The 14059-nt window shown below is 70.5% G+C and carries 16 protein-coding genes; 10 read left to right on the top strand and 6 right to left on the bottom strand.

What is annotated here, in order from left to right:
• Positions 1 to 415: 415 nt before the first annotated feature.
• Together J7462_RS21420 and J7462_RS21425 are read left to right on the top strand one after the other, a co-directional pair.
• A complete protein-coding gene (locus tag J7462_RS21420; RefSeq protein WP_255597828.1) occupies positions 416 to 1993 on the top strand; it encodes a ricin-type beta-trefoil lectin domain protein in 1578 nt (525 codons plus the stop codon).
• Between the two features lie 94 nt (positions 1994 to 2087).
• A complete protein-coding gene (locus J7462_RS21425) occupies positions 2088 to 3203 on the top strand; it encodes a LacI family DNA-binding transcriptional regulator (protein ID WP_308290976.1) in 1116 nt (371 codons plus the stop codon).
• 106 nt (positions 3204 to 3309) lie between these two features.
• On the opposite strand, the gene J7462_RS21430 is transcribed toward J7462_RS21425, so the two are convergent.
• Complete coding sequence (locus J7462_RS21430) at positions 3310 to 3786, bottom strand: MarR family winged helix-turn-helix transcriptional regulator (protein ID WP_219465793.1); 477 nt, start codon at positions 3784 to 3786, stop codon at positions 3310 to 3312.
• Between the two features lie 48 nt (positions 3787 to 3834).
• Between J7462_RS21430 and J7462_RS21435 the strand changes: the two genes are divergently transcribed.
• From J7462_RS21435 to J7462_RS21445, 3 genes are read left to right on the top strand one after another with little or no spacing between them, the layout of a single operon-like run.
• A complete protein-coding gene (locus tag J7462_RS21435) occupies positions 3835 to 4410 on the top strand; it encodes a carboxymuconolactone decarboxylase family protein (protein WP_308290977.1) in 576 nt (191 codons plus the stop codon).
• Between the two features lie 45 nt (positions 4411 to 4455).
• Complete coding sequence (locus J7462_RS21440; RefSeq protein ID WP_219465795.1) at positions 4456 to 4737, top strand: hypothetical protein; 282 nt, start codon at positions 4456 to 4458, stop codon at positions 4735 to 4737.
• A complete protein-coding gene (locus J7462_RS21445; protein WP_219465797.1) occupies positions 4734 to 5090 on the top strand; it encodes a ribbon-helix-helix protein, CopG family in 357 nt (118 codons plus the stop codon). The genes J7462_RS21440 and J7462_RS21445 overlap by 4 nt, the downstream gene beginning before the upstream one ends.
• Positions 5091 to 5236: 146 nt before the next feature.
• Here J7462_RS21445 and J7462_RS21450 read toward each other — a convergent pair whose 3' ends face one another.
• Positions 5237 to 6109, bottom strand: coding sequence for an alpha/beta fold hydrolase (locus J7462_RS21450; protein ID WP_219465799.1), 873 nt, complete (start codon positions 6107 to 6109; stop codon positions 5237 to 5239).
• A gap of 209 nt (positions 6110 to 6318) precedes the next feature.
• Here J7462_RS21450 and J7462_RS21455 point away from each other — a divergent pair, with 209 nt between their 5' ends.
• Together J7462_RS21455 and mqnP are read left to right on the top strand one after the other, a co-directional pair.
• On the top strand, positions 6319 to 7779 hold the full coding sequence (locus J7462_RS21455; protein ID WP_219465808.1) for a menaquinone biosynthesis decarboxylase: 1461 nt from the start codon (positions 6319 to 6321) through the stop codon (positions 7777 to 7779).
• The gene (gene mqnP, locus J7462_RS21460) at positions 7779 to 8690 is read left to right on the top strand and encodes a menaquinone biosynthesis prenyltransferase MqnP (RefSeq protein WP_219465809.1); all 912 of its coding nucleotides are present in this window, start codon (positions 7779 to 7781) and stop codon (positions 8688 to 8690) included. Before J7462_RS21455 ends, mqnP begins: the two co-directional genes overlap by 1 nt.
• 201 nt (positions 8691 to 8891) lie before the next feature.
• On the opposite strand, the gene J7462_RS32435 is transcribed toward mqnP, so the two are convergent.
• Positions 8892 to 9389: a terpene synthase family protein gene (locus J7462_RS32435; RefSeq protein ID WP_255598872.1), complete on the bottom strand. Its 498-nt coding sequence runs from the start codon at positions 9387 to 9389 to the stop codon at positions 8892 to 8894.
• Positions 9275 to 9850, bottom strand: a complete 576-nt coding sequence (locus J7462_RS32440; RefSeq protein ID WP_255599274.1) for a hypothetical protein — start codon at positions 9848 to 9850, stop codon at positions 9275 to 9277. The genes J7462_RS32435 and J7462_RS32440 overlap by 115 nt, the downstream gene beginning before the upstream one ends.
• A 246-nt stretch (positions 9851 to 10096) precedes the next feature.
• Between J7462_RS32440 and J7462_RS21470 the strand changes: the two genes are divergently transcribed.
• Positions 10097 to 10723: a UbiX family flavin prenyltransferase gene (locus J7462_RS21470; RefSeq protein ID WP_208565475.1), complete on the top strand. Its 627-nt coding sequence runs from the start codon at positions 10097 to 10099 to the stop codon at positions 10721 to 10723.
• Between the two features lie 258 nt (positions 10724 to 10981).
• Here J7462_RS21470 and J7462_RS21475 read toward each other — a convergent pair whose 3' ends face one another.
• Positions 10982 to 11248, bottom strand: coding sequence for a BldC family transcriptional regulator (locus J7462_RS21475; RefSeq protein WP_084261470.1), 267 nt, complete (start codon positions 11246 to 11248; stop codon positions 10982 to 10984).
• Positions 11249 to 11516: 268 nt separating this feature from the next.
• Between J7462_RS21475 and J7462_RS21480 the strand changes: the two genes are divergently transcribed.
• On the top strand, positions 11517 to 11975 hold the full coding sequence (locus J7462_RS21480; RefSeq protein ID WP_208565476.1) for an Lrp/AsnC family transcriptional regulator: 459 nt from the start codon (positions 11517 to 11519) through the stop codon (positions 11973 to 11975).
• A 127-nt stretch (positions 11976 to 12102) separates the two neighbouring features.
• On the top strand, positions 12103 to 13194 hold the full coding sequence (locus J7462_RS21485; protein WP_219465810.1) for a PLP-dependent cysteine synthase family protein: 1092 nt from the start codon (positions 12103 to 12105) through the stop codon (positions 13192 to 13194).
• 181 nt (positions 13195 to 13375) lie between these two features.
• On the opposite strand, the gene J7462_RS21490 is transcribed toward J7462_RS21485, so the two are convergent.
• Complete coding sequence (locus J7462_RS21490; protein ID WP_219465812.1) at positions 13376 to 13996, bottom strand: putative glycolipid-binding domain-containing protein; 621 nt, start codon at positions 13994 to 13996, stop codon at positions 13376 to 13378.
• Positions 13997 to 14059: the final 63 nt, after the last annotated feature.

The raw sequence follows: 14059 nt of genomic DNA on the forward strand, positions 1-14059 counted from the left end.
GAAGTCGGTCAGCGGTACCGACCGCCAGCGGTCGTTGGTGGTCGTGATGCCTTCCCATTGGCTGACACCTTGACGCCCCATAAGGCTGATGACATCATCGCCGAACGATGTTTGCGTAAACATTTTAGGGCTTAAATCGGACATTGACTTTCGGCTGCGGCGTCCGGATGGGTCGCGCTCCTTGTCGATGTTTGCGTAAACATCGACAAGGGCGACGTGGTCGACGTTGACGGCCGGCGGGGGAGACGCCCTGACACCTGGCCCATCCGTCTGCGAGGAGAGAGGACAACGACCAGCCGCTGGACACCGACTCGCCCGGCTGACAGTTCCCTGAACTCCGCCGTACCGCCACCTGGTCACTCCCGACGCGGCGGACCCGGACGAGAACCTCGTTCCCCCGCTATTGGAGCCGCACATGTTCCCGAAGCAGACAGGCGTCAGATCCGGCGCCGCCCCGCTTTCCCGTCCCTTCCCCCTCCTTGTCCTGCTCCTGCTGCTCGCCCTGGTCGCGGCGGTCGGCACGGTCTTCCTCCCCACGGTGAGCGAGGCCATCACCCGCTCCTCGCAGACCATGTACACCCCGCCGGCCGGCACCCCCGCCCCCGGCACGCTCTACCCCAGGGGGATACGGCTGGAGCACAGCGGGTCGGCCAACGGCACCATGCTCGCCACCTTCGAGCAGTACACCAACGGCAAGCCCGTCTTCCCGATCTACCGCAGCACCGACACCGGCAACTCCTGGACCAAGATCTCGGAAGTCGCCGACACGCAGAACGGCTGGGGCATGCGCTGGCAGCCACAGCTGTTCGAACTGCCCACCGCGATCGGCAACTTCCCCGCCGGGACCATCCTGGCGGCCGGCGACTCCGTCCCCAGTAACCGCTCCGGGTTCAAGATCGACATGTACGCCAGCACGAACCAAGGGCAGACCTGGACCTTCGTCAAGAACATCGTCAACGGCGCGGGCAGACCGGTCTGGGAACCCTTCTTCCTGGTCAACGGCAACAAACTCATCGTCTACTACTCCGACGAGCGAGACAGCAACCACAGCCAGAAGCTGGTGCACCAGGTCAGCACGGACGGCATCAACTGGGGCCCCGTCGTCGACGACGTGGCGACCTCCACCCGAAGCGACCGACCCGGCATGTCGACAGTTGCGAAGCTGCCGAACGGCAACTACGTGATGACGTACGAGTACGGGGGCTCGCCGGCGGGAAACCTCGCGGTCTACTACAAGATCTCCTCCAACCCCGAGGCGTTCGGCTCAGTCACCGGCCAGGTCCTGAGGTCGACCGACGGCCAGACCGCCTTCTGGAACCCGTACATCACCTGGCTTCCCACCGGCGGCTCCAACGGCACCCTCGTCGTCAGTGCGCAGAGCACAACCGACGTGTTGGTCAACACCCAGGGCGGTGCCGCGAACGCCTGGACCCGTGTCGATTCCAAGGTCGCCGGCGGGTACAGCCGCGGCATGGTTCCGCTGGCCGACGGCCACAGCCTGGTGGTGCTCAGCGGCGGCTACAACGGCAGCACCGTCAACTCCGTCACGTACAGCACCATCGACCTGGGCGGCGTCGTGCCGACGACACCGGTCCCGTCCACGGGGACAACGACGGCGAGGCTGATCGGCGCACAGTCGGGTCGTTGCCTCGACGTGCCGAACAGCAACTCCGCAAACGGGACCAGGCCGGCGCTCTGGGACTGCCACACCGGGGCCAACCAGCAGTGGACGTACAACGCCTCCACCCGCCAGTTGCAGTCGCTCGGCAAGTGCCTTGACGTCTCCGGTCAGAGCACGACGCCGGGCGCCACGGTGGTCCTCTGGGACTGCGGCAGCGGTGCCAGCCAGCAGTGGACCCTCACCAACAACACCGTGGTGGGAGCCCAGTCCGGGCTGTGCCTGGACGTCGCCAACAACGCGACCGCGAACGGATCAGCGGTGAACATGTGGACCTGCAACGGAGGCACCAACCAGCGGTGGACCCGCGGCTGACACCAACCTGACGTCGGAGGGATCCGGAACGCCTCGTTCCGGATCCCTCCAACGTCTTTCTCGGATGGCGTCAAGAACCGACAGCTGCTTTATCGTGTCGTTCAACAGCCCGCCGGGCTGCGAAAGGAGCACCGTAGCGATGATCCCAGCGTCGCCGGACGGTGTGCCGCGGGCCCGCGCAGGATCGTCAGGCACCACCCGGCGTCACCGGCGCGTGTCGATGGCGGACGTGGCCCGAGCGGCCGGGGTCTCCGCGCAGACGGTATCCCGCGTCTCCACCGGCCATCCCGGGGTTGTCGCGTCCACCCGCCAACAGGTTCTCGCGGCGATGCAGCAGTTGGGCTACCGGCCCAACAGCGCGGCCCGGGCGCTGAAGAACGGCGAGTTCCGCACCATCGGCGTCATCATCTTCACGCTGTCCACCACGGGAAACAGTCGGCTGCTCGAAGCGATCGCCACCCACGCCAGCCGTGCAGGTTACGTGATCACGCTCATGCCCGTGGCGACACCCACCCAGCACGGCGTGCTGGGCGCGTTCACCCGACTGGGCGAGCTGGCGGTGGACGCCGTCATCGTGGTGATGGAGGTGCATCTGCTCGACGCCGCGATGTTCGTCCTCCCGCCAGGGGTGCATGTCGTGGTCGTCGACTCCGATGCCGGCGACCGTTACAGCGTGGTGGACACCGATCAGGCCGACGGTGCGCGGCAGGCCGTCCAACACCTGCTCGACCTCGGCCACCACACCGTTTGGCACGTCGCCGGGCCGCCGGAGTCCTTCGCCGCCGGGCGTCGGTCGACGGCGTGGCGCTGCGTGCTCGAAGGGGCGGGTCGGCCCGTACCGGCGATGTATCGCGGCGACTGGTCGGCCGAATCCGGCTACCGCGCCGGCCTCCTGCTGGCAGACGAGGCGTCGTGCACCGCGGTATTCGCCGGCAACGACCAGATGGCCCTCGGCGTGCTGCGGGCGTTGCACGAGAAGCACCGGGTCGTTCCCCGCGACATCAGCGTGATCGGCTTCGACGACATCCCGGACAGCGCCTCGTTCATCCCACCGCTGACCACGATCCATCAGGACTTCGCCGAAGTAGGCCGCAGATGCGTCGAGACCGCGCTGCGACAGATCCGCAACCAGCCCGTCGAGCCCGGTACCAGCCTGGTGCCGAACCGGCTGGTGACACGGGCCAGCACGGCAGCACCGCGAACCGTCTGACCCGAACCGGGCTGCTCCGGCCGGTGCTTCCGCCCGCATCGTCGGTGCAGGAGTTGAAGCGTGCCGTGTCCCGCGCTCGGATCGTCGTTGCCTGGCTCTGGAGTGGTCAGGTGCCGAACCAGCCGGGGACGTCGAGGCGGAAGGAATCCGGTGGGGTGACCGCGCGCAGGTCGTCCTCCAGGGCGGCGACCCGCTCCGCGCCGAGCCGGGCCACCCAGCGTTCCCGCAGTGCGTCGAAGAGCACCGCCGAGCGGCGCAGCCCGTCGACGCCCTTCTCCGTCATCCGGACCAGTTTGCGGCGGGCGTCGGTCGGGTCGTCGGCGCGTTCCAGGTAGCCGAGGGCGACCAGCCGGTCGACGGTCTTGCCGGCGGCCTGCTTCGAGACGCCGAGGCGGTGGCCCAGGTCGGACGCGGTGGTGCCGTCGACCCCGACGGCCTGGAGCACGAAGCCGTGCGCCGGCCGCAGCTCGGGGTGCCCCTGCCGGGCCAACTCGGCGTGCAGGTCGTCGACCAGGCTGCGGAAGCCGGCGAGCAGCAGCAGGGGCAGCACAAAGCCGGGCCGCTCGGGGTCACCTATCGACATGTTCGACAACCTGGTTTACTGTTTCGACAACCACGTTGACTATCGTACGTGAGGGGTACCGCCATGTCCCGACCCGGCTTCACCACCCACACCCTCGACACGGCGCCCGACGCCGCCCGCGCGACCATGGCCGGCGTACACCGAAGGCTCGGCCACCTGCCCGGCGCGGTCGGGCTGATGGCCGAATCCCCCGAACTGCTCAAGGGGTTCCTGACCGCCTCCGCCACCTTCGAAGCCACCGACCTCGCGCCTGTCGAGCGGGAGGTGGTGGTGCTGACGGTCGCCACCCGCAACCGGTGCCACCTCTGCGTGGCGATGCACACCGCCACCCTGCACCGGCTGGGTGCCGCCGCTGAACTGATCGCCGCGCTGCGCGACGGCACCGACCTGCCCGAGCCCCGGCTGGCGGCGCTGCGCCGGTTCACCCTCGCCGTCCTCGACCACGCCGGTGACGTCCCGGACGACGAGCTGACCGCCTTCCTCGACGCCGGCTACCGGCCCCGACACGCCCTGGACGTGGTGCTCGGGGTCGGGACGTACACCATCTCGACCCTCGCCAACCGACTCACCCGTGCCCCACTCGACCCGCCCCTGACTGCGTACGCCTGGGAGCCGGCGGCCTGATCGCAGCTCCACGTCGGGCGTATTACAACGTGTTACGCTTGAGGAGTGTCGGATCGTGAGTATGTCTGGACCGACGAGGGTCTGGACAACGCCAGCCGCAACGGTGTCGGCGTGGACGAGACGACCCAGGCGCTGTACGCCCCGTCGGGCCTACGCCATGAGCGTGCTCTCGGGGATCTGCTGCTCATCATCATGGGGATGGCCGACAGCGGTCGGGTGATCGCCGCACTGTGTGACCGCATCGGTGGGACGAGCACATACAAGATCATCGGAGCGCGTGCCCTGCGCGGCGCAGACCTCGACGATTGGAGGAGGCGAGTCCTATGACCGAGCCGGACTTTGAGCGGATGACCAAAGACGAGGTCGTGGCATGGTTCCAGCACACCGACAGCCTGGCGCCGGTCATCAGGTCCATGACGGCGACGCCAGCCTCCGGCACCGCTCCCGAGACACCGATGGCGCTGGTCAGCACCCGACTGCCGGTGGCGCTGGTGAAGCAGCTTGACCGCCTCGCCGAGCAAACCGCAGTCCGTCGCTCCGACATCATCCGCGACGCTCTGACCAGGTACGTCACCACCCGCTCCGAGCCGGTGAGCCACGACGAGGCCGAACACGCCCTCGACGTGCTGCGCCGTGTCGTCGCCGCCCGAACCACCGAAGGTCGGGCGGACGCGGCATAACCCTTTGGCGAGATGCCTTGCCGCACGACGCCGGGACGGCACGCGTCACCGACGCCGGGCCGGGGCGGGGCATCGAGGAAGATGATGCCCCCGAGGGCCGACATTCCGACATCCCGGGCCGACCCGATCTCGCCGGACCGGGGCTGTCAGTCGTGCAGGAAGGGGAGCAGCAGGGCGGTCAGCTCGGCCGGGCGCTCCTCGAACAGCCAGTGGCCGCTGTCGGTGACCACCCGGCCGTCGACCGTCCGGGCGTAGCGGCGCACCTGGTCGGCGACCTGGCCGCCGAGGCTGGCCGCCGCGCCGACGGCCAGCACCGGCATCGGCAGCGGATTCTCCCGGTACGCCGCGTTGTCCTTGACGTCCTGCGCGAAGGCCCGGAAATAGTTGAAGCTGGCCCGCAGGTGGGCCGGGTCGGTCAGGTGCCGGGCGTACTCCTCGATGTCGTCCGCACCGATGCTGCCCTTGTTCACCATGATCGAGTCGGTGAAGCGGTCCACCCAGCGCGCCTCCCGGCCGGCGACCAGCTCCTCCGGCAGGCCGTTGGTGAGGCTGAAGAAGCCGAAGTTCCACACCGCCGGCCCGGCCTCGGTCAACGCGGGAAACGTGTAGATGCTCTCGTCCGGGATCGGTGCCTCGGTCAGCACCAGCCGGGACACCGAGTCGGGGTGCGCGGCGGCATAGGCGTACGCGACCATGGTGCCCACGTCGTGACCGACCAGCCGGATGTCGTCGGCCAGGCCCAGGCCGGTCAGCAGCCCGTGCAGGTCGGCGGCGACTGTCTTCTTGTCGTACCCGTCGGGTGGGGCGTCGCTGCCGCCGAAACCGCGCAGGTCGGGCGCGACCACCTGGTACGTCGCGGCCAGTTCCGGCAGCAGCGCCCGCCACATCCGCCAGCACTGCGGATAGCCGTGCAGCAGCACCAGGGTCGGTCCCCGGCCGCCCCGGACGTAGTTGATCGCCACGTCACCGACCTGCGCCCGCTGCTCGGTGAACCCCGCCGGAACCCGTCCGTCGCCCATCCCGACCCCCGCCCCCATCCCGACCCCCGCCCCCGTCCCGACGTCGCCGGCTGGCACCCGCCCCACCGTCACCCGTGCAACGACCAGCCGCCGGCCGGAGAGACGCACCCGCCGGTGCGGGGAGGCGTGCCGGCCCGGGTGGGGAGACGCACACCGCCGGGCCCCACCCGGCGTGGGCGGTGCCGGCGGGGGTGCGGGAGACTGGCCGTATGGCGGCTCGTGGCTTCCCGTACACCGATCTCAAGGACTTTCTCGCGGCGCTGGAGCGCGCGGGCGAGCTGCGGCGGGTGACCGTCCCGGTGGACCCCACGCTGGAGATCAGCGAGGTGGTCACCCGGACGGTCCGGGCCGGCGGGCCGGCGCTGCTGTTCGAGCGGCCCACCCGGGGTGAGATGCCGGTGGCGATCAACCTGTTCGGCACCGAGAAGCGGATGGCGATGGCGCTCGGCGTCGAATCGCTCGACGAGATCGGCGACCGGATCGGCGCGCTGATCAAGCCGGAGCTGCCGGTCGGCTGGTCCGGCATCCGCGAGGGCCTGGGCAAGGTCATGCAGCTCAAGTCGGTGCCGCCGCGCAAGGTCAAGACCGCCCCCTGCCAGGAGGTGGTCTACTCCGGTGACGACGTCGACCTGAACCGGCTGCCCGGCCTCCAGGTCTGGCCGGGTGACGGCGGGATCTTCCACAACTACGGGCTGACCCACACCAAGCACCCGGAAACGGGCAAACGCAACCTGGGGCTCTACCGGCTCCAGCAGCACTCCCGCAACACCCTCGGCATGCACTGGCAGATCCACAAGGACTCCACCGCCCACCACGCGGTCGCCGAACGGCTCGGCCAGCGCCTCCCGGTCGCCATCGCCATCGGCTGCGACCCGGTGGTCAGCTACGCCGCCTCCGCGCCGCTCCCCGGTGACATCGACGAATACCTGTTCGCCGGGTTCCTGCGCGGCGAACGGGTCGAGATGGTCGACTGCCTGACCGTGCCGTTGCAGGTGCCGGCGCACGCGCAGATCGTGCTGGAGGGCTACCTCGAACCCGGCGAACGCCTGCCCGAGGGCCCGTTCGGCGACCACACCGGCTTCTACACCCCGGTCGAGCCGTTCCCGGTGCTGCACATCGAGACGATGACCATGCAGCGCAACCCCGTCTACCACTCGATCGTCACGTCCAAGCCGCCGCAGGAGGACCACGGCCTCGGCAAGGCCACCGAGCGGATCTTCCAGCCGCTGCTCAAGCTGATGATCCCGGACATCGTCGACTACGACCTGCCGGCCGCCGGGGTGTTCCACAACTGCGCGATCGTGTCGATCCGCAAGCGCTACCCCAAGCACGCGCAGAAGGTGATGAACGCCATCTGGGGCGCGCACCTGATGTCGCTGACCAAGCTGATCGTGATCGTCGACTCCGACTGCGACGTGCACGACTACAACGAGGTCGCGTTCCGGGCCTTCGGCAACGTCGACTACGCCCGCGACCTGCTGCTCACCGAGGGCCCGGTGGACCACCTCGACCACTCGTCATACCAGCAGTTCTGGGGTGGCAAGGTGGGCGTCGACGCGACCCGCAAGCTGCCCACCGAGGGCTACACCCGGGGCTGGCCGGAGGAGATGACCATGTCGCCGGAGGTCGCCTCCCTGGTCGACAAGCGCTGGAAGGAGTACGGCATCTGATGGCCACCGCCGTCGCGCCCGCCCCCCGCCCCGGCCGGGTCAAGTCCTTCCTCAAGCTCGTCGCGATCGAGCACTCCGTCTTCGCGCTGCCGTTCGCCTACCTGTCGGCGCTGACCGCGATGCAGGTCAACGGCGGTCGGGTCCGTTGGCTCGACCTGTTGCTGATCACCGTGGCGATGGTCGGGGCGCGGACGTTCGCCATGGCCGCCAACCGGATCCTCGACCGGCGGATCGACGCCCGGAACCCGCGTACCGCCGGGCGGGAACTGGTCACCGGGGCGGTGAGCGTGCGGACGGCCTGGACCGGCGCGGCCGTCGCGCTGGTGGTCTTCCTCGCCGCCGCCGCCCTGCTCAACCCGCTCTGCCTGCTGCTCGCCCCGCTCGCCGTGATCCCGCTGGTCGTCTACCCGTACGGCAAGCGGTTCACCGACTGGCCGCACGCCATCCTGGCCATCGCGCAGGCGGTCGGCCCGGTCGGCGCGTGGCTGGCGGTCACCGGCACCTTCGCCGGCTCGTGGCCGGCCTGGCTGCTCGGCGCGGCCGTCGGCCTGTGGATCGGCGGCTTCGACCTGATCTACGCCTGCCAGGACGACGAGGTCGACCGGGTGATCGGGGTACGCAGCGTTCCCGCCCGCTACGGCCGCCGCTTCGCGCTGCACGCCTCCACCGTGGCGCACGTGGTGACGTTCGCGCTGTTCATCTGGTTCGGTGCGTTGGTCGGCTACGGCTGGCCCTGGTGGATCGGGCTGGCGCTCACCGCGGTCGCCTTCGGCTACCAGCACGTGGTGGTCACCCCCACCGACCTCAGCAAGGTCAACCGGGCCTTCTTCACCGCCAACGGTTTCGTCGGCATCGCCCTGTTCGCCTTCGCCCTACTCGACCTGGTACTCCGTCTCAACCTCCGCGCCTGACCCCGCCCCCTCCCCTCGCCCCTGCCCCCTGCCCTTCCCCCTTCCCCCTCGCCCCCCGTGATCAAGAGGTTTGCGTCAGGTGATCAAGAGGTTTGCGTCAACTTTGATCTTCAAGTTGACGCAAACCTCTTGATCACCGGGGCGGAGCGGGCCGGGGCAGGGCGGGCCGGGGCGGGCCGGGCGGCGCAGGGTGGGTGGGGGTTAGGGGTGGGTGGGGTAGCGGGCGCTTTCCAGGGTCCAGTCGATGGTGCCGCGGACGGCGTTCGCTATGCCGTCGAGGTGGGCGGTGACGGATTCGTCCAGCGCGGGGCCGAACGACGGGACCGCGGCGCGTTGCGCCTGGAAGCGGGCCATCGTGTCTCGCCACCGCTCGGCGACCAGCTCCACCGCCTCCGCCACCGGCACGTTCCGCTCGGCGGCCAGCGCCAGCACCAGGTTGTGCCCACCCGAGGTGACCCGGTCCCGTTCCATCGAGGCGAGGTCGTTGTACCAGGAGAGCAGGTCGTTGCCGAGGGTGCCGATCCGGCGCAGCAGTGGATGGTGGTACACCGCGTCGGGCAGCACCCGGCCCCCGACGAACTCGATCAGCGGATACGACACGTACGCCGCCGAGGTGGCCCGGCGCAGCGCGATGTACTCGGCCACCCCGGGCACCCGCCCGTTCTCCTTCGCCACCGCCTCCCGCCAGTTGCCGTCCAGATGGTCGCCGACCGCGTCGGCGAACCGCAGCCGCCAGCGCGCCGGCATCCGGCGGCGGGGGCCCGCCACGCCTCCACCAGCAGCCGGCGCAGCGGACCACCGAAGTTCGGGTGTCGCCGTCGGGGGCCGTCGTGCAGCAGGGTCAGCGTCCCTCGCCGCAGGGCCCGGATCTGCTCCGAGGGCAGCCGGTCCGGCCCGTCGCAGGCGTCGTCGACCAGGAAGAACCAGGTGAACAGGGCGGCCACGGTACGCAGGTCCGGTTCGCTCGCGTCCGGATAGAGGCGGCCGGCGTACCGGGCGAAGCCCGCCCGGTCGAGCCGGTGCAACGCCTCGGTGCCCAACGGCAGGCCCAGTCGGGGCAAGCGGTCCAACAACCAGTCCTGCACCCCCTCGGCGTACGGGGAGAGCCGGGGAGGGATCGGGCACGCCGACCGTAACGACCAGAGGATCTCGTCGACCATTACCGATGTCTCCCCCGTACGATGTGGATCATCCGATCGCAGCATCGCAGGTCCGCCGCTGACGCGCCGTCCGGGCTGGTCGACGAACGCCTGGTCCGCAGGCATGACGACGGTGAGTGGATCAACCGGTCCCGCCCCGTGATGCGGTCGTCGGGTCGGGACGCGCGGAGAGTGTGACCGCCGGAGCGGACGGGCGATTGCGGGGGTGGGCGGCGGCTGCCGGCGTACACCAGGCAGGCTGGGCATATGCGCGAACCATGGGTGGTGGGGGTTTCGGGGGCGTCCGGCACGCCGTACGCGGCGGCCGTCGTCCGGGGGTTGCTCGACGCCGGGCAGCCGGTGGATCTGATCGTGTCCCGGGCCGCCCGGTTGACCGTTCTCGACGAGACCGGCCGGCCGTTCCGGGACGGCCACTGGGCCGAGGACCTCGCCGGTTGGCTGGGCCGCGACCTGACGGGCGACGACGTACGACACTGGCCGGCCGGCGACATCGCGGCCGGCCCGAGCAGCGGCTCCTACCGGGTACGCGGGATGGCGGTGGTGCCGGCCAGCACGGCGGCCTGCGCCGGCATCGCCATCGGCCTGTCGAAGGATCTGCTGCAACGCGCCGCCGAGGTCAACCTCAAGGAGCGGCGGCCGGTGGTGCTGGTGCCCCGGGAGACCCCGGTGACCCGCAGCCACCTGGAACACCTGATCGCGCTGCACGACGCCGGTGCGGTGGTGCTGCCGGCCAGCCCCGGCTTCTACGGCGCGGGGGCGTCGGCCACCGCTCAGCAGTTGGTCGACTTCGTCGCCGGCAAGGTGCTGGACGCCCTGGGGGTGCCGCACACCCTGTTCCGGCGCTGGGCGGGCCAGTTGGCCGCCGGGCGCTGACCACCACGACCGCCGCCGTCGACCGGAACGTGTGCCCGGCCGCCGGAACGTGTGCCCGGCCGGTTCCGGGCGACCGGAACTGTGCCCGGCCGCCGGGAGATGTGCCTGGCTGCTGCCGTCTACCGAGCCGTGTGGCCGGTCGCCGTCGTCGACCGGGACGGGTGTCGGGGCGCAACGATCGGTCCCGGCCGGCCGCTACCCGGTCAAGCGGCGGCGGGCCGGACCTTTCGGCCGGCCCGCGCGTCCGTCTCGCACCATTCAGTACATCCCGGCATTGGCCGGACCCGGCCCGGTCGAGGCGGCTGGGCCCACATTGCGTGGTTTGCCCATGTCATCCGCCTCGTCCAACATGCCCTCCCCTTCCAGCAGGGCCCGCACCTCGGATTCCCGAAACCGGCGATGCCCGCCTGGAGTCCGGATGCTGCCTATCCGGCCGGCCGCCGCCCACCGCGTCACAGTCTTCGGGTCCACCCGAAACAGTGCGGCGACCTCACCCGGTGTCAGCAGGCGATCTCCAGTGTCCACAGCCCCCTCCTCGCGTCGACGAAGCCCTCGGCTGAACACACTGCCCCCGGCCGGTGCGAGCCCAGAGCCGTCATGAGGGACGTATGGCAATTACAGCACCAGCGAACTGGCCTGTCCGCCAAACGCGAAAAACGCACGGAGTGGGAAGTTAGTAAATGGTACCGGCGCGGGACTCCCTTGACCGTCGGTCTGCGAACTGTCACCTGCTGTCAGATCCAACGGATGCCGGTCGCCGGACGTTACGCCCCAACGGATAGGCTCACCCTCCGTGGACGCGATCGACCGGAGCCTCGTCGAACTACTGCGCGGTAACGCCCGCCTGTCGTACGCCGAGCTGGCCCGGCAGGTCGGCCTCTCCGCGCCGGCCGTGCACGAACGGGTCGGCAAGCTGGAGTCCAGCGGCGTCATCCGGGCCTACCGGGCCGAGGTCGAGCCGGAAGCCATCGGCCTCGGGGTGACCGCGTTGATCGGCATCGTCGAGGACTCCGGCGGGGACACCGACGACGTGCTGGAGACGTTCCGGCAGATGCCCGAGATCGAATCCTGCTATTTCATGGCCGGCGTCGAGTCTTTCCTGCTCAAGGCTCGGGTAGGCACCATCGCCGAGCTGGAGCAGCTGATCGTGCGGCTGAGCCGTACCCCCGGGGTGGCCTCCACCCGCACGGGCATCGCGCTGTCGACCAAGTGGGAGAACCGGCCCCAGCCGATCGACCCGCCGGCCTCCTGACCGGCCGGCACGCCACCCACCGGTCCCCCTCCCGTCGGCCGTACGCGCAGCGTGGCCGTCCCCGCCGTCGGCGGCGGATGCCGGGTCGACCCGAACGCGAGCCGACCTCGCTTGTACCGTTGCCGTCGTGACTCATCTGGAGCGGTGCGACGAGGCCAGCCGGGTCTGGGTGACCGAGGCGATCGCCGCGGTGGAGGCCGACGCCAACCGGTCGGCCGACACCCACCTGCTGCCGTTCCCGCTGCCCCGGCAGTGGGGGATCGACCTCTATCTCAAGGACGAGTCGGTGCACCCCACCGGCTCGCTCAAGCACCGGTTGGCCCGATCGCTGTTCCTCTACGGGCTCTGCAACGGCTGGATCGGGCCGGCGACCACGGTGATCGAGGCGTCCTCCGGCTCGACGGCGGTCTCCGAGGCGTACTTCGCCCGGATGCTCGGGCTACCGTTCGTCGCCGTGATGCCCGCCTCCACCTCACCCGAGAAGATCGCCCAGATCGAATTCCACGGCGGGCGTTGCCACCTGGTCGACGACCCGGCCAAGGTGGTGGTCGAGGCGCGCTGGCTCGCCGAGGACAGCGGCGGGCACTTCATGGACCAGTTCACCTACGCCGAACGGGCCACCGACTGGCGGGGCAACAACAACATCGCCGAGTCGATCTATGCCCAGCTCTCCCTGGAACGGCACCCGGTGCCCGCCTGGATCGTGGTCGGTGCGGGCACCGGCGGCACCAGTGCCACCATCGGCCGGTACGCCCGCTTCCAGCGGCTGCCCACCAAGCTCTGCGTGGTCGACCCGGAGAACTCGGCGTTCTACCCGGCGTGGCAGGCCGCCGACTGGTCGGTACGCACCGGGCGGGGTTCCCGGATCGAAGGGATCGGTCGACCCACCGTCGAGGCGTCCTTCCTCCCCTCGGTGGTGGACCGGATGACCCAGGTGCCGGACGCCGCCTCACTGGCCGCCATGCGGGCCGGCTCGGCGGTGCTCGGCCGGCGGGTCGGCGGCTCGACCGGCACCAACCTGTGGGGCGCGTTCGGGTTGATCGCCGAGCTGCTCGCGCAGGGTCGGACGGGCTCGGTGGTCACCCTGATCTGCGACGCCGGGGAGCGGTACACCGACACCTACTACGACGACGGGTGGGTGGCCGCACAGGGCCTCGACCTGACCCCGCACCTGGCCACCATCGACCGGTTCCTCACCACCGGCGACTGGCCGACCTGACGGCGTCGCGGTGGCTGGCCGGCAGTCCCACCGCGGTCGACACCGTGGACGTGCCGCGCCGCCGGGTAGCGGCCGTAACCCGGCGGGCTCCAGCCGCCGTGCGGTCGGCTGCCGACCATGCTGCTCCTCGGACAGGCCGAGCCCACCCCAGCCGTCCGCCGGCTCCCCGGCGAGGGCGGGATCAGCCCAGGTCCGCCCGGTCGGCGAGGCCGGGGTAGTGCCGGACCAGCCCCTCGCCGTCCACCTCCAACTCGGTGCGGAAGGTGTCGCTGGTGAAACCCACCCGACCCGGCCCGAGCGCGGTGTAGACCTGCTCGCCGGCCACCACCTCCAGGCTCGGCGTCAGCACCCAGGCCACGGTGATCCGGTGTTCGGTGCTGGACGTCGCCCCGGCCAACCCCAGTCTGCGGATCGGCAGGCTGTTGAACAGCGCCGAGCCGGCCAGGTCGACGTCGACGGCGTCGTGCAGCCGGTCGGTGTCCTCGATGCCGGGTAGGCCGGCCGGTGGCTGCCCGGCCGCCCGCAGCACCGCGTCCAGGTCGCCCTGCTCGCCGGTCGTCACCCGCCAGCCGTCCGTCCCGCGTTCCAGGCGTACGGTCCGCGACCAACCGGCCCCCTCGGCCTCCACGGCGAGCGAGTCTGTGCCCCCGTCCGCGCCGGTCACCAGCCGGTAGCGGCAGGTGTGGGGGACCGGGTCGACGGCCAGTTGGGTGCCGTGCGCGGCGAACCGGGGGCCGTCGTCGAGGACGGCGTACTCGGCCCCGGCAGTGTCCGTCCGGCTCCAGAACAGTGATCGTGCCATGGTCCGGACGTTACGCCAGCCGGACGCAGCCGGCAGCGCATGCGCGAACGCCGCCCCGGAGCG

The sequence above is a fragment of the Micromonospora sp. RL09-050-HVF-A genome (assembly GCF_019374995.1).
Lineage (GTDB): Bacteria > Actinomycetota > Actinomycetes > Mycobacteriales > Micromonosporaceae > Micromonospora > Micromonospora antibiotica.